Below are 20,336 nucleotides of genomic sequence, written 5' to 3'. Positions count from 1 at the left end.
GTCGGCCTCGACGCCGCAGGACGCCTTTTTGCCGCTCAAGGGCCCGACGTCCGGCTCCTATAATTACGCCCGCGTCGCCGACATTCAGGTGTTCCACGACGCAAGCCCGACGCGCTGCGGCGTGCTGCTCTACTCGGGCGAAGAGATCAAGGCGTTCCAGCGTTGCGAGGAGATCACCCGCCGCCTCGCCCATGACGGCTTCGTCTCCTTTCCGAGCAGCTTCGGGACCGCCCTGCTGGCGCCGGGCTTCGTGTCGAGCCTCATCAGCCAGAACGACGGCCTGTGCCGGCTCAACCTGCGCAACGGCCGCTGGATTCCGGTCTCAAAACCCTGCGCCGCCGTGCGCGAGACGCTGGAGGGGCGCTGAGCCCGCCGCGCCGGCGAGGCTTCGACGAAACGCGCGAATGGGCTATGCTCGACGCGCGACGGAGGCTGAGATGAACGAAGACGCCCAGACGATTGATCCAGACCCCGAGGCCGGCGCCGTCAGGAACACGCCGCGCGACCCGCGCGAGGCCATCGTCGAGGCCTTGCTCGAACTCGCCGGCGAGCGCGACTGGGACGACATCTCGATCTCGGACGTCGCGACGCGCGCCAATCTCGACCTCGCCACCTTCCGCGACTATTTTCCCTCGAAAGGCGCCGTGCTCGCCGCCTTCTCGCGCAAGATCGACAAAATGGTGCTCGCCGCGCCCGACGCCGCGCTCGAGGGCGAGCCGGCCAAGGAGCGCCTGTTCGACGTGCTGATGCGGCGCTTCGACGCGCTGTCTCCCTACAAGCTCGGCGTCGAGGGCGTCTACGACTGGACGCGGCGCGATCCGATCGCCGCCGCCGCCGTCAACCGGCTCACGGTCAATTCGATGCGCTTCATGCTCGAGGCCGCGGGCCTGCCGTCGGAGGGCGGCGTCGGCGCGCTGAAGCTGCAGGGCCTCGCGCTCGCCTGGGCGCGGCTGCTGCCGGTCTGGTTCCGCGACGACGACCCGGGCCTCGCCAGAACCATGGCCGCGCTCGACCGGGAGCTGAAGCGCGGCGAAACGCTCGTCGCCCGCGCCGAGGACGTCGGCCGGCTGACCGCGCCGCTCCTCGCCCTCACGCGCTCGCTGTTCGAGCGGCGCGGGCGCCCGAGCCGCGACCGCGCCCGCGACAGCGCCGAGCTTTAGAGCATTTTCAGTAAAAGTTGCAGACTTTTACGTTAAGAAAATACGTAAAAACAAGATTTTGGAGCGCGTTCGCGACTCGATGAACGCCGAACGCGCTTTAGCCGCCCGGCCTTTCGCGCTCCACGCCCGTTCCCGTTCCGCGGCCCGCGTCCCCGCGCGCCGACTCCGGCGATTCGGCCGCCGGCGCGTCGGAGGGCGGCCGCTTGCGACGGCGCCGCGCGCCCGCCTCGACCGCCTTCGGCGTGTCGATGCGCGACCATTCCTGCGGTTCGAGATCGAGGAGATCGGGCGCGCGGGCGCCGCGCGAACCGCCGCCGCCGAGCCGCTCCTGCGCCCATTTGCGCACCGAGGGCGCGGCGAGCGCGACGCCGAAGAAATCGGACACGAAGCCCGGCAGGATCAGGAGCAGCGCGCCGAGGCCGGCGAGCGCGCCGTCCATCATCGCCGCGCGCGAAAGCCCGTCGGCGAGGGCGGGGTCGGCCTGCCGCGTGGCCATGGCGCGGCGCAGCCCGAACGCCGCCGAAACGCCGACGCGGCGCAGCATGGCCGCGCCGGCGAGGCTGGTCGCAAGGCACAGCAACAGCGCGCCCATGAGGCCGACCGCCTTCGTCACCATGGCGAAGGCCGCGAACTCGGCCAGCAGCCACAGGAACAGGAAGAGCGGGATCTTGGCGCCGAGGCGCATGGAGGAGGCCATGACGAAGATGGCTTGAGCCCTTTCGGCTGGATTTCGGGGACCTCGCCCCCTACCTCAGAATATATGTTAAGCAGGGGCATGCGGCGCAACGCCCGCGTGACGAGCCGGAGCGGGTCAACAGTTCGATGCAACACTCCTTCGACATGACGACGATTATCTTCGCCCTTCTCGCCGCGTTCGTGGTCTGGAAGCTGCGCAGCGTGCTTGGCGCGCGCACGGGCGCCGAGAAGCCGCCGCGCAACCCCTTCGTCAACGACGCGCAGGCGCAGGCGAGAGACGCGCAGGCGAGAGCGGACGGCCGCCCGGACGGCAAGGTTATTCCCCTGCCCGGAGCCGCGCCCGCGCCGCAGGCGGCGACCGCTCCGGGCGAACGCTGGGCGCCTTTCGCGGAGCCCGGCTCGAAGGCCGCGGCCGGGCTCGACGCGATCGCCGCCGCCGACCCCGCCTTCGACCTTCAGGGCTTCATGTCGGGCGCCAAGATCGCCTATGAAATGATCGTGACCGGCTTCGCCGACGGCGACCGGCAGCTGCTGCGCAACCTGCTCGACAAGGGCGTGTTCGACAGCTTCGCGGCCGCCCTCGCCGAGCGCGAGAAGCGCGGCGACAAGGTCGAGACCTCTTTCGTCGCGATCGACAATGGATCCATCGCCGACGCCGAGCTCAACGGCCGCGTCGCCGAGATCGCCATGCGCTTCACGGCCCAGATCATCACCGCCACGCGCGACGCGACGGGCGCCGTGATCGAGGGCAACCCCGAGCAGGTGGTCGAGATCAACGACTGCTGGCGTTTCGCCCATGAGGTCGGCGCGAAAGACCCCAACTGGCGCCTCGTCTCCACCCACGGGGCGTGACGGGCGCGTCATGCCGATGGGCGTCATGCCAATGGGCGTCCTGCCGGCGGGCGTCACGCCGCCCCTGAGCCCGCCGCCACGCGGCGCCGGCGCGCCGCCGGGGCTTGCGGCCGCGTTCGAGCCCGCGGCCTTCGCCGACCTTGAAAATTTCGGCGCCGGCGCCGCGGCGGCCTTTTCCGCGTTCAGGCGCTCGGCCGAGGCGTTTCGCGACGGCCTCGCGCCGCTGCGCCAGGCGAAGCCGCCCTCGCCGGGGCTGCGCGCCGCCATGGCGCGGGCGCTCGCGTCGCCGGCCGAGCGCGACGGCGCGGCCGCGGCCGATTTCTTCGCCCAAAACTTCCGCCCCATGCGCGTCGCGGGCGGCGGATTCTTCACCGGCTATTACGAGCCGCTCGTCGCGGCGTCGCTCACGCCCGGCGCGGACTTTCCCGTTCCGGTCCTCGGGCCGCCCGAGCCCTGCGGCGCGCCCCTGCCCGACCGCGCGGCGATCCTCGACGGCGCGCTCGACGGGCGCGCGCGGCCCGTCGTCTGGCTCAGGGACGAGATCGAGCTGTTCATGGCGCAGGTCCAGGGCTCGGCGAAGGCGCGCCTGCCGGACGGGCGCAGGCTGCGGCTCGTCTACGCCGGGCGCAACGGCCGGCCTTACCGCTCGATCGGCCGGCTGCTGATCGAGCGCGGCGAGATCGCCGCAGCCGACATGTCCCTCGACGCGCTGAAACGCTGGGTCCGCGCGGCCGGACAGGGGCGGGGCGAACGGGGCGCGGCGCTGATGCGCGAAAATCCGTCCTATGTGTTCTTTTCCGCCCGCCCCTGCGACGACGCGGGCTCGGGCCCCGTCGGCGGCGCCGGCCTGCCGCTGACCCCGCTCGTCTCGCTCGCGGTCGACCGGACCCTTTACGCCTATGGGACGCCGGCGTTCGTCGCGGCGCGGTTTCCGGCCGCGAGCGGCGGCCCCCTGGCGCGGCTCATGATCGCGCAGGACGTCGGCGCGGCGATCGTCGGCGCGGGGCGCGGCGACGTGTTCTTCGGCTGCGGCGGGGCCGCCGGCGCGCGGGCGGGATCGGCGCGCCATGGCGGCGACTTCTTCGTTCTCGCGCCGCGCGGCGAGGAAAGGGGTTTTGCGTGAAGCCGGGCGCGGGGGAACGCGGCCGCGCAGGCGGGAGACGCGTGGGCCAGGCGCATGAGTCGTCTCATGAATCGTCCCATGCGGGGCTCGGCGCCGCGGACCGCCGCGCCCATGTCTCCCAGGCGCATGATCATAAGCCGCATGAGCACACGCCGCATGAGCGCATGCGCCTGCGAAAACTCAGCGACGACGAGATCGCGCTCTGGCTCGCGGTGGCGAAGACCGTCGCGCCGCTGCCCGGCGCCGCGCCGCCGGCGCCCGCGGCCAGGCCTTCGCCGCCCGCCCCGGCGCCTTCGGCGAAGGCCGGCGCCGCGAAAGCCGCCGAGCCCGCGGCGGCTCGGGAACCCCTGGGGCCCGGCGGCGGCAGGCCGGCCGCGCCCCAACCCTTGACCGCCGCCCGCGCCGCGCCGCCGCTCGCCCCGCTCGAACGGCGGCTGCGCCGAAAACTGTCACGCGGGCGCATGGCGCCGATTGCTGCCATCGACCTGCACGACCTGCACGGCCTGCGTCGCGCTGCGGCAGTTTCTCCTGCGGGCGCAGATCGACGGGGCGAAAATCGTGCTCGTCGTCACCGGCAAGGGGCGCGCCGGCGCGTCCGAGCCCGCGACGTTCGAGGACGAGCCCGGCGTGCTGCGCCGCAGCGTGCCGCATTGGCTGCGCGCGCACGACTATCACGCCATCGTCTCGGGCTTCGAGGAGGCCTCGCGTCCGCATGGCGGCGGCGGCGCGCTTTACGTGCGGTTGAGGCGCCGCCGCCCGCTCACGCATGAGTGAAGGCGCAAACGAGCCGACGCCTGGCGAAGGGCCGCGGCGACAGGGAGGACCAGGTGGCTGGGCAAAAAGCGATCGACTGGGCGGGCGCGCGCGCGCCGTCTCTCGAGGAATTCGACCTGATGGCGAGGGACGCCTTCGCCGAGCTGCCGCAGGCGTTCCGCGGCCTCTGCGAGGGCGTCGTGATCCGTGTCGAGGATTTTCCGGACGACGAGACGCTCGACGAAATGGACTGCGAGACGGAATTCGACCTTCTCGGCCTGTTTCGCGGCCGCGGCCTCGCGCAGGGCGCGGCGAGCATGGAGACGGGGCAGTTCCCCAACATGGTCTGGCTCTACCGGCGCCCGATCCTCGATTTCTGGGCGCAGCAGGACGACACGCTCGGGGCGGTCGTGACGCATGTGCTGGTGCATGAGATCGGGCATCATTTCGGCCTGTCCGACGAGGACATGGAGGCGATCGAGGAGGCCGCCCGTTAGAAACACGGGAGCGGCCGCGGAACGGGAGCGAAAACATGGAGATCAGGACCGGGGCCTCGCGCGCGGCCGAGGCCGGGCCCGAGGCCTATTTCACCGGGCGCGTGACGGTCGAGCCGCTGTTCAGCGCCGAGGCGCCGGCCCGCGTCGCCGGCGCGAACGTGACCTTTGCGCCGGGCGCGCGCACCGCCTGGCACACGCATCCGCTCGGCCAGACGCTGATCGTCACCGCGGGGCTCGGCTGGGCGCAGCGCGAGGGCGGCCCCGTCGAGGTGATCAGGCCCGGCGACGTCGTCTGGTTCGCGCCGGGCGAAAAGCACTGGCACGGCGCGACGCCGACCGAGGGCATGACCCATATCGCCATCCAGGAGAAGCTCGACGGCCGGTCCGCAGACTGGCTCGAACCCGTCGCCGACGCGCAATACCGCAGGTGACGGCTTCGGCCGCGGTTCGGCCGCGCGCGCCGCATGTGCCGGCGCGCGGCGGCTTTGTTAGAAGCCCTCCAGCCTCACAGCCGTTTCGATCCGGGCGCCGCCGCCCGCCGCGCCTGCGCGCGCCGGTTTTCGCGCGGCCGCCCCTGACGCAAGAGCCCGACACCAGACCATGGACAAATTCACCAAGCTGACCGGCGTCGCCGCGCCCCTCAAGATCACCAATGTCGACACCGACATGCTGATCCCCAAGCAATATCTGAAGACGATCAAGCGCACCGGCCTCGGCGTCGGCCTGTTCGCCGAGCTGCGCTACCGCGAGGACGGGTCGGAGAACCCCGACTTCGTGCTCAACAAGCCGGCCTATCGCAAGGCGTCGATCCTGGTCGCCGGCGACAATTTCGGCTGCGGCTCGTCACGCGAGCACGCGCCCTGGGCGCTCGCCGATTTCGGCGTGCGCTGCGTGATCTCGACGAGCTTCGCCGACATCTTCTACAACAACTGCTTCAAGAACGGCATCTTGCCGATCGTGGTCTCGCCCGAGGACCTCGAAAAGCTGATGGACGACGCCGAGCGCGGCGCCAACGCCACGCTCTCGATCGACCTCGAGGCCCAGGAGATTCGCGGCCCCGACGGCGGCGTCGTGACCTTCGGGATCGACCCGTTCCGCAAGCACTGCCTGCTCAACGGCCTCGACGACATCGGCCTGACGCTCGAAAAATCGTCCGACATCGAGGCGCATGAGCGCAAGATCGCGACCCGCGCCGACTGGCTCTGACAGCGTCGCCGGCGCCTTGACCGGCCGGGGCTCCAAGGTGTCGACGCCGGCGCGCAAAAAGAAAACGGCGGCGGCGAGGGTCTGATCTCTGGAGACTTGCCGTTTTTCGGGATGTTTCGGCAAATTCACGGCGCCGTTTCAAAGAACTTCAAGAAGGACGCGGCGAAAAACTTTGATCGGAGCCTTCTATGGTTTTGATCGAAACAAACATGAACGCCGTTCACGGCCCCAGAAACCTCCGCGAATTCAACAATATACCGGCGGCCTCCCGGAAAATTCAAGAAAAAAGGCATGGCGAAGCAAAGGGAGCGATGTTATATCACCATTCGAACGGGCTGACCCCTGTTCGTGGAAGGAAACCTTAGCCCGGCAAAACGCCAATCCCAAGGAGGCTCTTATGGCTTGGAACACCCCCGTCGCCACCGAAGTCTGCGTCGGCATGGAAGTCACCAGCTACGCTTCGGCCGAGATCTGATCTCGTAGCTGACGCTCCAGACTCGCAACCACGGTTCGCGCCTTGCGCATTCTTGTCCTCGGATCGGCCGCGGGCGGCGGCTTCCCCCAGTGGAACTGCAACTGCCCCGTTTGCCGGCTCGCCTGGGATCAGGACCCTCGCGTCAAGGCGCGAACCCAGTCGAGCCTCGCCGTGAGCGCGGATGGGGAGCGGTATCTGCTCCTCAACGCCTCCCCAGACCTGCGCCAGCAGATCATCGCCCAGCCCGCGCTGCATCCCGGCGCCGGCAAGCGTCATTCGCCGATCGCGGCGGTCTTCGTCACCAACGCCGACGTCGACCACCTGACCGGCCTGCTCACCCTGCGCGAGCAGCAGCCCTTCACGCTTTACGGCAGCGCCTACACGCTGGCCCAGACCACGGGCGGCGTCTTCGGCGTGCTGAACAGGGCGCTCGTCGACCGCAGGACCGTCGAGCTCGACGTCCCGGTCGACACCGGCCTCGGCCTGACCGTCACGCCCTTCGCCGTTCCCGGCAAGGTTGCGCTCTACCTTGAGGGCGACGTCGTCGACGTCGGCGCCGAGAGCGAGACCACCGTCGGCCTCGAGATTTCCGACGGAAAGAAGACTTTCTTCTACGTGCCGGGCTGTTCCGACGTGAACGAGCGCGTGCTGAAGCGGCTGTCCGGCGCGGATCTCCTGTTCTTCGACGGCACCACCTACGCCGACGATGAAATGGTCGCCCTCGGCCTCTCGCCCAAGACCGCCCGCCGCATGGGCCATGTGGCGATGGGCGGCGAATCGGGCTCGATCGCGCGCTTCGCCTCCAGCGGCGTCGCGCGCAGGATCTATGTCCATATCAACAATACGAATCCCGTCCTGATCGAGGATTCGCAAGAACGCGCAAGCGTCGAAAAAGCAGGGTGGGACGTCGCCTACGACGGCATGGAGGTCATCTTATGAGCGAGGACGCTCCGCTTAGCGCCGCAGAGCTCGAAGCGAGGCTGCGCCGCACAGGCGCCGAACGCTATCACAATCTGCACCGCTTCCACCGCCGCCTCCACAGCGGCGGTTCGAGCTATGAGGAGGTGCAGGCCTGGGCGCTCAACCGCTATTATTACCAGTCCATGATCCCCATCAAGGACGCGACCGTGCTGACGCGCCTGTCCTCGACCGAGGACCGCCGCGAATGGCGCAAGCGCATCGAGGACCATGACGGCGTGGCGGCGGGCGACGGCGGCGTCGAGCGCTGGCTGAGGCTCACCGACAGCCTCGGCTTCCCGCGCGACTATGTGCGCGCCGCCGAGGGAATCCTGCCCGCGACCCGTTTCGCCGTCGACGCCTATGTCGAATTCTGCCGCACGCGCACGCCGCTCGAGGCGGTCGCCTCCTCGCTCACCGAGCTGTTCTCGCCGACCGTGATCGGCGAGCGCGTCTCGGGCATGCTGGCCCATTATGATTTCGTCAGCCGCGAGACGCTCGCCTATTTCGCGCAGCGCCCGCCGCAGGCCAGGCGCGACGCCGAATGGGCGCTGGCCTTCTGCCTCGCCAACGCCCGCACGCGCGCGCAGCAGGAGCTCGTCGTCAGGGCGCTCGAATTCAAATGCGCCGTGCTGTGGACGCAGCTCGACGGCCTCTGGGCCGCCTATGTGGAGCGCGAGCCCCCGCCTGGCGTCTGGCGCCCGGCGAGTTGGCCCGAACTGCCGCGGGAGGCCGCGGCGTGAGCGGAATTCCCGCCGAAACAGGCGTCGGCCTCGTCCCGAAACTGCCGCGCGGCGTGCGCCTCAAACTCGACGACACGCGTGGCCAGTGGCTGTTGCTCGCCCCCGAGCGGGTCGTCAAGCTCGACCCCATCGCCAAGGCGATCCTCGAACGCGTCGACGGCAAGGCGACCGTCGAGGCCATCGTCGACGATCTCGCGGCCGCCTACGCCGCCGACCGCGCGCTGATCGACGGCGACGTGCGCAAGCTTTTGAACGACCTCGCCGGCAAACGCATGGTGGATCTATGAACGCCCCGGTCCAGCCGCGAATCCCGAACCCCGTCGGCCTGCTCGCCGAGCTGACGCACCGCTGCCCGCTCGGCTGCCCCTATTGCTCCAACCCGCTCGAGCTCGACGCCCGCGCCGAGGAGCTCGACACGTCCGTCTGGAAGAAGGTGTTTTCGGAGGCCGCCGGGCTCGGCGTGCTGCACGCCCATCTCTCCGGCGGCGAGCCGGCCGCGCGGCGCGACCTCGTCGAACTCGTCGCCCATTGCCGTCAGGTCGGGCTCTACGCCAATCTCATCACCTCGGGCGTCGGGCTGACGCAGGAGCGCGTTCAGGCGCTGGCCGACGCCGGGCTCGATCATGTGCAGCTTTCGATCCAGGATTCGGAGGCGAAATCCGCCGACCGCATCGCCGGCTACGCGGGCGCCTTCGCGCGCAAGCAGGCGGTCGCCGGCTGGGTCACGGAGGCCGGCCTGCCGCTGACCGTCAACGCCGTCATCCACCGCGCCAACGCCGAGCGCGCCGGCGCCATGGTCAAGCTCGCGGTCGATCTCGGGGCGCGCCGCGTCGAGATCGCGCACACGCAATATTACGGCTGGGGCCTCGTCAACCGCGCCGCGCTGATGCCGACCAGGCGCCAGGCCGACGCCGCCATCGCCGAAGTCGAGGCGCTGCGCGAAGCCTACGCCGGCGTGATCGTCATCGACCATGTGATTCCCGACTATCATGCGCGCTATCCCAAGGCCTGCATGGGCGGCTGGGCGCGGCGCTTCATGAACGTCACGCCGACCGGCAAGGCCCTGCCCTGCCATGCGGCCGAGACCATTCCGCATCTGACCTTCTGGAACGTGCGCGAGCATTCGCTGCGCGAGATCTGGTTCGAGTCGCCGGCCTTCAACGCCTATCGCGGCACGGACTGGATGAAGGAGCCCTGCCGCTCCTGCGACCGCCGCGAGATCGACTTCGGCGGCTGCCGCTGCCAGGCGCTGGCGCTCGCGGGCGACGCCGCGGCGGCCGACCCCGTCTGCCATCTCTCGCCCGACCATGCGCGGGTCGCGGCGATCGCCGCCCACGCCTCGGAGGAGGAAGCCGCGGCGGCGGCGGACGCGCCCTATGTCTATCGCGCGGCCAAAACGCCGGCCCCGGCGCACTGACGCCGGCCCGCCAGACTCCCGCCGCGAAGCGGGGGGAGGCGGCGGCGCGAGCCGCGCGCCGCGCCCGTATCACGCGTGGAAACAAACGCTTACAGAAATTGATATCGCGCGCTCTCGGGCGCGCTTTATTGCCAAGACAAGCTTTGCGGCTGTAAAATCAGACTCTGCGCCGCCCGAATTCAAGGCGCGTTCGTCGTGTGAGAGAGGGCGAGACATGGCGGACGCTGCGAAGGACCCGCGCAACGAGGCGGGCGACGCCGCGCCCCGCCGCGCGGCCGCGCCCTTCGACCTCTCCGCCTCCCGCGTCTTTCTGTCCGGCCCGCAGGCCGTCGTGCGTCTGCTTCTCATGCAGAAGGCGCGCGACCGCGCGAGGGGCCTCGACACGGCGGGTTTCGTCTCGGGCTATCCGGGCTCGCCGCTCGGCGGGCTCGACCACGCCTTCCTGCGCGCGAAGCCCGAGTTCGACGCCGCCCGCATCCGCTTCCAGCCGGGCCTCAACGAGGACCTCGCCGCGACCGCCATCTGGGGCGCGCAGCAGGCCGAGATGCGTGGCGAGGGCCGTTTCGACGGCGTGTTCGGCCTCTGGTACGGCAAGGGCCCGGGCGTCGACCGCTCGGGCGACGCGCTGCGCCACGCCAATCTCGCCGGAACCTCGAAACACGGCGGCGTTCTCGCCCTGATGGGCGACGACCACACGGCCGAATCCTCGACCACGGCGCATCAGTCGGATTTCGCCTTCGTCGACGCCATGGCCCCGGTGCTCGCGCCGGCCGGCGTGCAGGAGATCGTGGATTTCGGCCTCTACGGCTTCGCGCTCAGCCGCCACGCCGGCCTGTGGGTCGGGCTCAAATGCGTCAAGGACGTGATCGAGGCCACGGCGACGGTCGAGGCCGGCCCTGACCGCGCGCCCGTCGTCGAGCCGCGCGGGCATGCGCTGCCGCCGGGCGGCCTCAACATCCGCCCGCGCGACCCCGTGCTCGAGCAGGAGCGCCGGCTGCACCTTCACAAGCGCGAGGCCGCGCTCGCCTTCCTGCGCGCCAACCGGCTCGACCGGATCATGATGGCGGGCGGCGGCGCGCCGCGCGTCGGCGTCATGGCGGCGGGCAAGGCCTGGCTCGACCTCTGCGCCGCGCTCGACGACCTCGGGATCGACGAAGTCCGCGCCGCCGATCTCGGCCTGCGCGTTTACAAGGTCGGCTGCGTTTATCCGCTCGAGCCCGAAGGCGCGAAAAGCTTCGCGCAAGGTCTCGACGTCATCGTCGTCGTCGAGGAGAAGCGCGGCCTGATCGAGCCGCAGCTGCGCGAACTTCTCTATGACGACCCGCGCCGGCCGACGATCGTCGGCAAGCGCGACGAATCCGGCGCGACGCTGTTTTCCTCGGCCGGCGCGCTCGACCCGCGCGCCGTCGCGCTGGCGCTGGGCCGCAGGCTCATGCGCGCGCAGGGCGACGCCGCGCTCACGGAGGCCGTCGAGCGGCTCGAGCGCGCCCTGATCGTCGCGCCCGATTATGAATCCTTTCCCGCGCGCGCGCCCTATTTCTGCTCGGGCTGTCCGCACAACGTCTCGACGCGGCCGCCCGAAGGCATGCGCGCCTACGCCGGCATCGGCTGCCACTACATGGCCCAGACCATGGACCGCGCCACCGAGGGCTACGCCCAGATGGGCGGCGAGGGCGCGAACTGGATCGGCGAGGCGCCGTTCTCGCGCCGCGGCCATGTGATCCAGAACCTCGGCGACGGCACCTATCTGCATTCGGGCTCGCTCGCCATCCGCTTCGCCGTGGCGGCGGGCGCCAACGTCACCTTCAAGATCCTGTTCAACGGCTCGATCGCCATGACCGGCGGCCAGAAGCTCGAAGGCGGGCTCGACGCGCCGGCGATCGCGCGCCAGACCGCCGCCGAGGGCGTCGCCAGAATCATCGTCGTCGCCGACGATCCCAGAAAATACGCGCCCGGCACGCTCTGGCCGCCGGGCGTGAAGCTGCTCGGCCGCCGCGAGCTCGACGCCGCGCAGCGCGAGCTCGCCGCCGTCGCCGGCGTCACCGTGCTGATCTACGACCAGATCTGCGCCACCGAAAAGCGTCGCCGGCGCAAGCGCGGCAGCTTGCCCCAGCCCGAAAAGCGCGTGCTCGTCAACGAGCGCGTGTGCGAGGGCTGCGGCGACTGCGGCGTCGCCTCGAACTGCGTCTCGCTGCAGCCGCTCGAAACCGAATATGGCCGCAAGCGCGCGATCGACCAGTCGAGCTGCAACACCGACTATTCCTGCCTCGAAGGCTTCTGCCCGGCGCTCGTCAGCGTTTTTGGCGCGCGGCTGAAAAAACCCGCCGCGCCCGCCTTCGACCCCGGCGCCCTGCCCCGCCCGCGCATCCCCGAGCTCGGGCGCAGGCCCTTCGCCATGCTGCTTTCGGGCGTCGGCGGCTCGGGCGTCGTCACGCTCGGCGCGACGCTCGGCCTCGCCGCGCATCTCGAAGGCAAGGCCTCGGTCGCGATCGACATGGCGGGCCTCGCCCAGAAGGGCGGCGCGGTCACGACGCATCTGCGCATCGCGGCGCGGCCCGAGCAGATCGCCGCGGTTCGCGTCGGGCCGGGCGAGGCCGACCTCGCGCTCGGCAGCGACCTGCTCGTCGCGGCGTCAGCTTCGGCGCGGGCGGCGATCAGGCGCGGCGAGGGCGCGGCCGTGGTCAATGTCGCCGAGGCCTATCCGGGCGCCTTCACCCGCGCCCCCGACATGACCCTGCCCGCCGACGACATGCGCCGCGCGATTGCGCAGGCGGCAGGAGGCCGCGCCTTTTTCCTCGACGCCTCCGCCCTCGCCCGCGCCCTGTTCGGCGACGCGGTCGCGGCCAACATGATCCTGCTCGGCTACGCCTGGCAGAACGGCCATGTGCCGCTCGCCGAAGCCTCGCTGCTCGCCGCGATCGACCAGGAGGGCGCCGCCGCCAGGGTCAACCGGCAGGCGTTCTTCTGGGGCCGGCGCGCCGCCGCCGCGCCCGCAGACGTCGAGGCCGCGCTGAAGGCGCTTGCGCCGGCGCCGGCGCGCGAGCCCGAAACCTATGCGGCGCTGCGCCGGCGGCGCGCCGAAGACCTCGCGCTCTATCAGGACGCGTCCTATGCGCGGCGCTTTCTCGAAACGCTCGCGCCCGTCGTCGCCGCCGAGCGCCGCGCCATTCCGGGCAGCGAGGAGCTCGCCAGAACGGCGGCGCGCACGCTCTACCGGCTGATGGCCGCCAAGGATGAATATGAGGTGGCGCGGCTCTATGTCGACGGCGCTTTCGCGCGGCAGGCCGAAGGCGCCTTCGACGGCGCGCTGCGCTTTGAATTTCACTTCGCCCCGCCCTTTCTGCCGGCGCGCAAGGACGCGCGCGGGCGGCCGCGCAAGCGCAGCTTCGGACCGTGGATGCTGCCCGTGCTGAAGGGGCTCGCGCGGATGAAGGTTCTGCGCGGCACGGGCTTCGACATCTTCGGCCGGACGGCGGAGCGCCGGCGCGAGCGCCGCCTCGTCGCCGAATATGAACGGCTGCTCGGCGAGATCGCGCGGCGGCTTTCGCCCGAGAATCACGCCGTCGCCCTGGCGCTCGCGGCGGCGGCCGGCCGGATCCGCGGCTATGGGCCGGTCAAGACGACCTCGATCGCCGCGGCCAAGGCCGAGGAGGCGCGGCTGCTCGACCTTTACCGGCACGACGAAGGCGCGCTGAAGATCGCGGCGGAATGAAGCGCCGGCCCGACCGGGCCGACGGCGCCGGCCGCGCGCGCGCCTCGACGAGCGCGCTCAGTCCTCGACGAGGTCGTCGGGCTCCGTGCCCAGAATTTCATGCAGCCTGACGTAAGGGTCGGGCGCCGCCATCAGCGCCGAGCCGATGCGGACCGCCTTCGCGCCGAGCGCGGCCACGGTCTCGACGTCCGCCAGGGAGGCGAGGCCGCCCGCGGCCACGGCGAGCGCGCGGTCCGGCGGGATTTTGGGCAGAAGGGCCTCGAAAACCGAAGGATCGACCTCCATGGTTTCAAGGTCGCGGGCGTTGACCGCGATGAGATTTGCCCCGGCGTCGAGCGCGAGCGCCAGTTCGCCCTGCGAGCGCACCTCGACCAGCGCGTCGAGCATGACCGATTCGGCGCGCGAGACGAAATCACTGAGCGCCGCGCCGAGCACGCCGGCGATCAGCAGCACGGCGTCGGCCCCGGCGTAGCGCGCCTCGATCACCTGATAGAGATCGACGACGAGGTCGTTGGCGAGGATCGGCAGGTCGGCCGCCCGCGCCGCGCCGAAATCGGCGAGGCTGCCGCGATAGAGCCGCCGGTCCTGGCAGGCCGAGACGCAGACCGCCCCGGCGTCATGGAAATCCTGCGCGAGATCGCTCACGTCGAGCCGCGCCCGCGTGACCTTGGTGAAGGGCGACGCGCCCTGAATGTCGGCGATGACGCCGGGGCGGCCCTTTTCGGCGAAATGATTGTAAAGCGCCGCGCGGAAGCCGACGGTCTTGGCGGCCTCTCCGATCGCGCCGGTGAGACTGCCGCCCGAGCGTTTCTTTTTGGCGTTCTCGACGTCGGCCCGGCGCTGCGCGACCAGGCCGCTGACGCGCGGCCCGAGATCCGGGAGCCGCCCGATGTCTGGAACGTGACAGGTTTCGGCCATTCTGGTCCCCGCGAAGCGTTTCGCAGGGGATGGAGGCAAGGGCCGCGCCATGTCGGGCGGCGGCCCCTGCCAAAGTTCAGCGCACGATGACGTTCTTGAACTGCCAGGGGCTGTCCATGTCGAGGTCTTCGGCGAACAGCGTCCCGCGGTCCCTGAGCGGCGTCCAGTCGGTGTATTCGCCGATCACCGGCCCGAGATAGGGCGTCTGCACTTCGAGGCAGCGGCGGAAGTCGACCTCGTCGGCCTCGACGACGCCCGCGCGCGGGTTCTCGAGCGCCCAGACCATGCCGGCGAGCACCGCCGACGAAACCTGCATGCCGGTCGCGTTCTGGTAGGGCGCGATGCGCCGCGTCTCCTCGATCGAGAGCTGCGAGCCGTACCAATAGGCGTTCCGGGCGTGGCCATAGAGCAGCACGCCGAGCTCGTCGATCCCGTCGACGATCTCATCTTCCTCAAGGATGTGGTTCTTCTCCTGCGGAACCCATTGCGCGCCGGCCATCTCGTCGAGCGAGAGCACGGCGTCGTCGGCCGGGCGATAGGCGTAATGGCAGGTCGGGCGATAGACGGCCGCGCCGTTCTCCGTCACGGTGAAGTAATCGGAAATCGAGATCGCCTCATTGTGGGTGATGAGCCAGCCATGCTGCGCCTTCGCCGTCGGCGTCCAGGAGCGCACGCGCGTGCCTGCGCCCGGCCGCATGAGATAGATGGCGCAGTCGGGGCCGAAGGCGTGGCGCTTGCCCTCCGGCGGCATGTGCTTCTCGAACGTGCCCCAGCCGAGTTCGGCCGGCTGCAGCCCCTCCGAGATGAAGCCCTCGACCGACCAGGTGTTGACGAACACGCCCATGGGCTTCGGCGCGGCCGCGCGCTGCGTGTCGCGCTCGGCGATGTGAATTCCCTCGACGCCGGTCTGGCGCATCAGCGCGGCCCAGTCCTCGCGCGTCTTCGGCTGCTCGAAGGCGAGGCCGAGATCGGTCGCGACGTTGAGCAGCGCCTGCTTGACGAACCACGACACCATGCCGGGATTGGCGCCGCAGCACGAGACCGCCGTCGGCCCCGGCCCCAGCGCGCGCTTCAGGTCCATGACGGCTTCGCGCAGGGCGTAGTTCGAGCGCTCCGACTGGGTGAGGCGCGGGTCCGTGTAGAAGCCGACCCAGGGCTCGGCCACGGTGTCGACATAGAGCGCGCCAAGCTCATGGGCGAGGCGCATGACGGCGACCGACGACACGTCGACCGACAGGTTGACGATGAACGGCTGGCCGCCGCCCGCGGTCAGCAGCGGCTTCAGCAGATCGACGAAATTGTCGCGCCGGACGGAGTCCTGAACGAAGCGGATTCCGCGCTCGTCGAGCAGGCGGCGGTCCCTGTCGACCGGATCGATGACGGTGAAGCGAGACTTGTCGAATTTGAAGTGGCGCTCGAGGAGAGGCAGGATGCCGCGGCCGATGGAGCCGAAGCCGATCAGGACGACCGGACCGGTGATTTCGCCATAGACGGGCCATTGCGACATTTCTGAATTCTCCATTTGGTCAAGCGGAACTGCGCCGCCCGCGGTTAGGCAAGCGGCGCGGACGAGTCAAGCAAAGGGCGCCCGCGCGGGCGCCCTTCAGGGGAACCATGAGGTTCGCCTGCGCAAGTGTCGCGGTGATGACGTTGCTATTCCCGCAGCCTGAGCCGCGGCTCAGGCCGCGAGCCGGCGCGCGTCCTGCGGCGCGAATTCGCCCGTCGCGCGCACGAGGCCGCGCGCCTGCGACAGCGCGCCGTCGACGAGCTCAAGGCCAAGAAAACGCTCCTCCTCGACAAAGCCCGGCATTTCAAGGCCGAGCGTCAGGCGGCGGGTGAAGCCGAAGGGCGCGTAGAACGGGGCGTCGCCGACGAGGATCACCGCGCCGTGGCCGTAATCGCGCGCGCGGCCGAGCGCCTCGGCCATCAGGCGCTGGCCGAGCCCCTGCGAGCGATAGGCGGGATCGACCGCGAGCGGACCGAGCATCAGCGCGTCGACGCCGCCCGCCGCGACATGCCACAGCCGCACGGTGCCGATCAGGCGTCCCTCGTCCTTCACGGAGAGGGCGAGCCCGGCCGCCGGCAGGCGTCCCTCGCGCAGCCGCTCGCAGGTCTTGAGGAAGCGGGCCGGGCCGAAGGCGGCGTCGAGCAGCGACTCGCGCGCCGCCTCGTCGCCTGCGAGCTCCTCGAAGATGGCCGGTCCGGCATGGACGGCGAAATCCGCGAGGGCGGGAGCCGGAACGTGAAGGGTCGAAAACAAGGTCATCAGTGCCTCCGAAGGCGCTCGCCGGATGCGCGACAACCCTCGCGCCGCGCCGGGCTCTGAAGCCCGGCGGGCCGTACGGGACTGGGTGAGGGAAAGGCTCGTCCGGCGCCCGCCAACGCGCGGACGCCGGTTCGGTTTCAGCTGCGTGCGCTCAGATCACATAGGATTTGAGCGGCGGAAACCCGTTGAAGCCGACGCAGGAATAGGTCGTCGTATAGGCGCCCGTCCCTTCGATCAGCACCTTGGCCCCGATCTCAAGGCTCACGGGAAGGTGGTAGGGGTCCTTCTCGTAGAGCACGTCGACCGAATCGCAGGAGGGACCGGCGAGCACGCAGGGCTCCGTCTCGTCGCCGTCGAACGGGGTCTTGATCGGATAGCGGATCATCTCGTCCATGGTCTCGGCGAGCCCGTTGAACTTGCCGATGTCGAGATAGACCCACTTCACCCTGTCGTCGTCGGACTTCTTCGAGATCAGCACGACCTCGGCCTCGATCACGCCGGCGTTGCCGACCATGCCGCGGCCCGGCTCGATGATCGTCTCGGGCAGGCTGTTGCCGAAGTGCTTGCGCAGCGAATCCATGATGGTCTGGGCATAGGTCCGCACGCCCGGCACCGCCTTGAGATAGCGGGTCGGGAAGCCGCCGCCGAGATTGACCATCTGCAGGACGACGCCGCGCTCGGCGAGATCCTTGAAGATGGTCGAGGCGGCCTTCAGCGCGCCGTCCCACATCGCCGGATTGCGCTGCTGCGACCCGACATGGAAGGAGAGGCCATGAGCGACGAGGCCGAGCCGGTGGGCGTGCTCGAGCACGCGCGGGGCGAGCTCGACGTCGCAGCCGAACTTGCGCGACAGCGGCCATTCGGCGCCGTCGCCGTCGCAGAGCAGGCGGCAGAACACCTTCGACCCCGGGGCGGCGCGGGCGACCTTCTCGACCTCGGCCTCGCAGTCGACGGCGTAAAGGCGCACGCCGAGCTCATAGGCGCGCTGGATGTCGCGCTCCTTCTTGATGGTGTTGCCGAAGCTGATGCGGTCGGCGGTCGCGCCGGCGGCGAGCGCCTGCTGGATCTCGACGACCGAAGCCGTGTCGAAGCAGGAGCCGAGCCCGGCGAGAAGGGCGAGCACGGCCGGGTCGGGATTGGCCTTGACGGCGTAGTAGACGCGCGTGTCGGGCATCGCCCTGGCGAAAGCGAGATAGTTCTCGCGCACGACGTCGAGGTCGACCACGAGGCACGGGCCGTCCTCACGGCGGTTGCGGAGGAATTCGAGGATACGATCGGTCATCGCGGCATCCCTTCGAAGGGCGCGCGAGGGCGCGCCGGAACGAACAAGCTTCGGGGGTGATGGCGATGCTGAGGGGTCCGCGGCGCTGTGGAGACGCCGCAGGCTCAGTTGACCCGCCAATCGCAAGCGTCTCCTGTCCGTCGGACGGGTCCGACGGAGGAAAGCGCTCAGATGCTGCGCCGTAGGCCGTTCGCGCCGCAAGACGAGCGCAAGCGCGTCAGCGACGTGAAAAGCCATCGATTGGAGGGGATAAACCTCTCCGCACGCCCGGCAAGAAAGACAAGCCTCTTCGGTAAGTCAGCTTTGGAGGCTGACAGAGACCAAAAAAGCCCGGTCCGTCGTTGCTTTAAGTCGCGTCCCCCGTTTGGGCGGGGTTCGCCGGTTCGCCTCCGGCTGTCGGTCCTAATGGCGGTTGACCGGCCTCTTGTCCGGATCCCCGCCAACAGGCGCTTGCCTCTATGTCGCGCAACTGTCGCGCAAATGTCACGCCACAGCGCGGCGCGCGGCGGAAAATCCCCCCGCGGCGCCCTTGCGGCGCCCCGAAAAGGCCGATAACCCGGCGCAGGTCTCGCCCGCCGCCGCGCCCGCCCGCGTCCCCGCCGCATTCAAGCCAAGCCCGCCGAGAGCCATGACAAAGATCGCCCGGACCAAGCTCACCCGCCGCATGTTCATGGAAGGGCTCGCCGCGGCCGGGACGCTCGCGCCCGTCGCGGCGCTCGCCGGCGCGCCGTCCGCAGCCCCGCCGCAGCCGTCCCGCTTCGATTTCGACGACGTCGTGCGGCGCGCCCGCGACCTCGCCGCGGCGCCGTTCGACGCCGCCCTCGCGCCGCTGCCGGACAGCCTCGCCAAGCTCGACTTCGACGCCTGGCGCGACATCCGCTTCCGCCCGGACAAGGCGTTCCTGAACCAGCCGGGCAGCCAGTACCGGCTGCAGCTGTTCCACCTCGGCCATCTCTACAAGCGGCCCGTCACGATCAACATCCTGCGCGACGGCGTGCCGACGCCGATCCCCTTCACCACCGGGCTGTTCGACTATGGGCGGGTCAAGCCCGACAAGGCGCCGGTCAACCTTGGCTTCGCCGGCTTCCGGCTGCACTATCCGCTGAACTCGCCGAAGGTCTTTGACGAGGCCGTCGCCTTTCTGGGGGCGAGCTATTTCCGCTTTCTGGGCCGCGACCAGCATTATGGAATCTCGGCGCGCGCGCTCGCCATCGGCTCGGGGACCGACGACGAGGAGTTCCCCTTCTTCCGCGAATTCTGGATCGAGACGCCGACGGCCGACGTCGACCGGGCGACGATCTACGGCCTGCTCGACAGCGCCTCGACCACCGGCGCCTATCGCTTCGACCTCTATCCCGGCGTCGAATCGGCCATGGAGATCACCGCCGCGCTGTTTCCGCGCAAGCCGAACGTCCGCTTCGGCCTCGCGCCGCTGACCTCGATGTTCTTCCTCGGCGAGAACGACCGCCGCTTCAACGAGGATTTCAGGCCCGAACTGCACGATTCGGACGGGCTGCTCATCCACACCAACGCCGGCGAATGGATCTGGCGCCCGCTGCGCAATCCGACGAAGCCCACGACCTCGGCCTTCATCGCCAATGACGTCAAGGGTTTCGGCCTGATGCAGCGCGACCGCGATTTCGACCACTATCAGGACATCGACCTCAATTACGAACGCCGCCCGAGCTATTTCGTCGAGCCGCGCGAGCCCTGGGGCCAGGGCCAGGTCGATCTCGTCGAGCTGCCGACCGAGCATGAGGCGAACGACAATGTCGTCGCCTATTTCTCGCCGGCCGCGACGCCCGAGCCGAACCGCGCCTTCTCCTACGCCTATCGCCTCTCGGCCTCGCTCGATTCGAAACGGCTCTCGCCGAACGGTCGCGTCGTCAACACCTACCAGACGACGGCGGCGGCGCTCGGCGCGGCCGAGGCGCCCGCCCCCGGCACGCGGCGCTTCATCATCGACTTCGGCGGCGGCGAGCTGCCCTTCTACGCGGCCGACCCCGGCTCCGTGGAAGTCGTCGCGTCGACGAACCATGGAAAGATCGTGCGCACTTTCCTTGCGCCCAACCCGCATGTGAAAGGCTTCCGCGCGGCGGTCGACGCCCAGCTCGATCCGGGACAGTCGGCCGATCTGCGCGCCTTCCTGCGGCGCGGCTCGCAGACTTTGACCGAGACCTGGACCTATCCCTGGCGCGCCGACTAGCCGGCCCCCGCATGAAGGGCGCGTCTGACGACCCGGAGCCGCGGGGGCCGCGGGCGCGGCCCTCGACCGCGCA

Annotated in this window: 20 protein-coding genes; 15 read left to right on the top strand and 5 right to left on the bottom strand. The window is 70.1% G+C overall.

Going from position 1 to position 20,336, the window contains the following annotated elements; translation table 11 throughout:
• Together ACILRB_RS14585 and ACILRB_RS14580 are read left to right on the top strand one after the other, a co-directional pair.
• On the top strand, positions 1-367 hold a 367-nt coding region (locus ACILRB_RS14585; RefSeq protein WP_395667022.1), incomplete at its 5' end, for a hypothetical protein.
• 70 nt (positions 368-437) lie between these two features.
• Positions 438-1,160 carry a TetR family transcriptional regulator gene (locus ACILRB_RS14580; RefSeq protein WP_395667021.1) on the top strand — a complete coding sequence of 241 codons (723 nt, stop codon included), beginning with the start codon at positions 438-440 and terminating at the stop codon, positions 1,158-1,160.
• Between the two features lie 97 nt (positions 1,161-1,257).
• Here the strand turns inward: ACILRB_RS14580 and ACILRB_RS14575 are convergent, their stop codons facing one another.
• Positions 1,258-1,845 (bottom strand): FxsA family protein, encoded by a 588-nt coding sequence (locus tag ACILRB_RS14575; RefSeq protein WP_395667020.1) that lies wholly within the window; start codon positions 1,843-1,845, stop codon positions 1,258-1,260.
• Positions 1,846-2,000: 155 nt separating this feature from the next.
• On the opposite strand from ACILRB_RS14575, the gene ACILRB_RS14570 reads away from it, so the two are divergent.
• The 12 genes from ACILRB_RS14570 to ACILRB_RS14515 all read left to right on the top strand — a co-directional run bounded on the left by ACILRB_RS14570 (position 2,001) and on the right by ACILRB_RS14515 (position 13,591).
• On the top strand, positions 2,001-2,708 hold the full coding sequence (locus ACILRB_RS14570) for a Tim44/TimA family putative adaptor protein (protein ID WP_395667019.1): 708 nt from the start codon (positions 2,001-2,003) through the stop codon (positions 2,706-2,708).
• 16 nt (positions 2,709-2,724) lie between these two features.
• Positions 2,725-3,831 (top strand): MltA domain-containing protein, encoded by a 1,107-nt coding sequence (locus tag ACILRB_RS14565; protein ID WP_395667018.1) that lies wholly within the window; start codon positions 2,725-2,727, stop codon positions 3,829-3,831.
• A 471-nt stretch (positions 3,832-4,302) separates the two neighbouring features.
• Positions 4,303-4,605, top strand: a complete 303-nt coding sequence (locus ACILRB_RS14560) for a Smr/MutS family protein (protein WP_395667017.1) — start codon at positions 4,303-4,305, stop codon at positions 4,603-4,605.
• A gap of 119 nt (positions 4,606-4,724) precedes the next feature.
• On the top strand, positions 4,725-5,081 hold the full coding sequence (locus ACILRB_RS14555) for a metallopeptidase family protein (RefSeq protein WP_395667024.1): 357 nt from the start codon (positions 4,725-4,727) through the stop codon (positions 5,079-5,081).
• Positions 5,082-5,116: 35 nt separating this feature from the next.
• Positions 5,117-5,512: a cupin domain-containing protein gene (locus ACILRB_RS14550; protein WP_395667016.1), complete on the top strand. Its 396-nt coding sequence runs from the start codon at positions 5,117-5,119 to the stop codon at positions 5,510-5,512.
• 169 nt (positions 5,513-5,681) lie between these two features.
• Positions 5,682-6,287 (top strand): 3-isopropylmalate dehydratase small subunit, encoded by a 606-nt coding sequence (leuD, locus tag ACILRB_RS14545; protein ID WP_395667015.1) that lies wholly within the window; start codon positions 5,682-5,684, stop codon positions 6,285-6,287.
• Positions 6,288-6,684: 397 nt separating this feature from the next.
• The gene (gene pqqA / locus ACILRB_RS14540; RefSeq protein ID WP_395667023.1) at positions 6,685-6,762 is read left to right on the top strand and encodes a pyrroloquinoline quinone precursor peptide PqqA; all 78 of its coding nucleotides are present in this window, start codon (positions 6,685-6,687) and stop codon (positions 6,760-6,762) included.
• A gap of 42 nt (positions 6,763-6,804) precedes the next feature.
• Positions 6,805-7,701: a pyrroloquinoline quinone biosynthesis protein PqqB gene (pqqB, locus tag ACILRB_RS14535; protein WP_395667014.1), complete on the top strand. Its 897-nt coding sequence runs from the start codon at positions 6,805-6,807 to the stop codon at positions 7,699-7,701.
• On the top strand, positions 7,698-8,462 hold the full coding sequence (gene pqqC / locus ACILRB_RS14530) for a pyrroloquinoline-quinone synthase PqqC (protein WP_395667013.1): 765 nt from the start codon (positions 7,698-7,700) through the stop codon (positions 8,460-8,462). The genes pqqB and pqqC overlap by 4 nt, the downstream gene beginning before the upstream one ends.
• Positions 8,459-8,749, top strand: a complete 291-nt coding sequence (pqqD, locus tag ACILRB_RS14525) for a pyrroloquinoline quinone biosynthesis peptide chaperone PqqD (RefSeq protein ID WP_395667012.1) — start codon at positions 8,459-8,461, stop codon at positions 8,747-8,749. The genes pqqC and pqqD overlap by 4 nt, the downstream gene beginning before the upstream one ends.
• Positions 8,746-9,879: a pyrroloquinoline quinone biosynthesis protein PqqE gene (gene pqqE, locus ACILRB_RS14520; protein ID WP_395667011.1), complete on the top strand. Its 1,134-nt coding sequence runs from the start codon at positions 8,746-8,748 to the stop codon at positions 9,877-9,879. Before pqqD ends, pqqE begins: the two co-directional genes overlap by 4 nt.
• A 214-nt stretch (positions 9,880-10,093) precedes the next feature.
• Positions 10,094-13,591, top strand: a complete 3,498-nt coding sequence (locus ACILRB_RS14515; protein WP_395667010.1) for an indolepyruvate ferredoxin oxidoreductase family protein — start codon at positions 10,094-10,096, stop codon at positions 13,589-13,591.
• A 57-nt stretch (positions 13,592-13,648) separates the two neighbouring features.
• Here ACILRB_RS14515 and ACILRB_RS14510 read toward each other — a convergent pair whose 3' ends face one another.
• The 4 genes from ACILRB_RS14510 to ACILRB_RS14495 all read right to left on the bottom strand — a co-directional run bounded on the left by ACILRB_RS14510 (position 13,649) and on the right by ACILRB_RS14495 (position 18,057).
• Positions 13,649-14,509: an indole-3-glycerol-phosphate synthase gene (locus ACILRB_RS14510; protein WP_395667009.1), complete on the bottom strand. Its 861-nt coding sequence runs from the start codon at positions 14,507-14,509 to the stop codon at positions 13,649-13,651.
• Positions 14,510-14,585: 76 nt separating this feature from the next.
• Complete coding sequence (locus tag ACILRB_RS14505; RefSeq protein ID WP_395667008.1) at positions 14,586-16,016, bottom strand: homospermidine synthase; 1,431 nt, start codon at positions 16,014-16,016, stop codon at positions 14,586-14,588.
• Positions 16,017-16,187: 171 nt separating this feature from the next.
• A complete protein-coding gene (locus ACILRB_RS14500) occupies positions 16,188-16,775 on the bottom strand; it encodes a GNAT family N-acetyltransferase (RefSeq protein ID WP_395667007.1) in 588 nt (195 codons plus the stop codon).
• Between the two features lie 151 nt (positions 16,776-16,926).
• Entirely contained in the window at positions 16,927-18,057 is a 1,131-nt protein-coding gene (locus ACILRB_RS14495) for a type III PLP-dependent enzyme (RefSeq protein WP_395667006.1), read from the bottom strand.
• A gap of 628 nt (positions 18,058-18,685) precedes the next feature.
• Between ACILRB_RS14495 and ACILRB_RS14490 the strand changes: the two genes are divergently transcribed.
• Entirely contained in the window at positions 18,686-20,263 is a 1,578-nt protein-coding gene (locus ACILRB_RS14490; RefSeq protein ID WP_395667005.1) for a glucan biosynthesis protein, read from the top strand.
• The last annotated feature ends 73 nt before the right edge of the window (positions 20,264-20,336 follow it).

Origin of the sequence: Methylocella sp. (assembly GCF_044226135.1) — a bacterium.
GTDB lineage: Bacteria > Pseudomonadota > Alphaproteobacteria > Rhizobiales > Beijerinckiaceae > Methylocapsa.
Note: the sequence above shows the minus strand (reverse complement) of the source record. Positions and strands in the feature narration are given on the sequence as shown.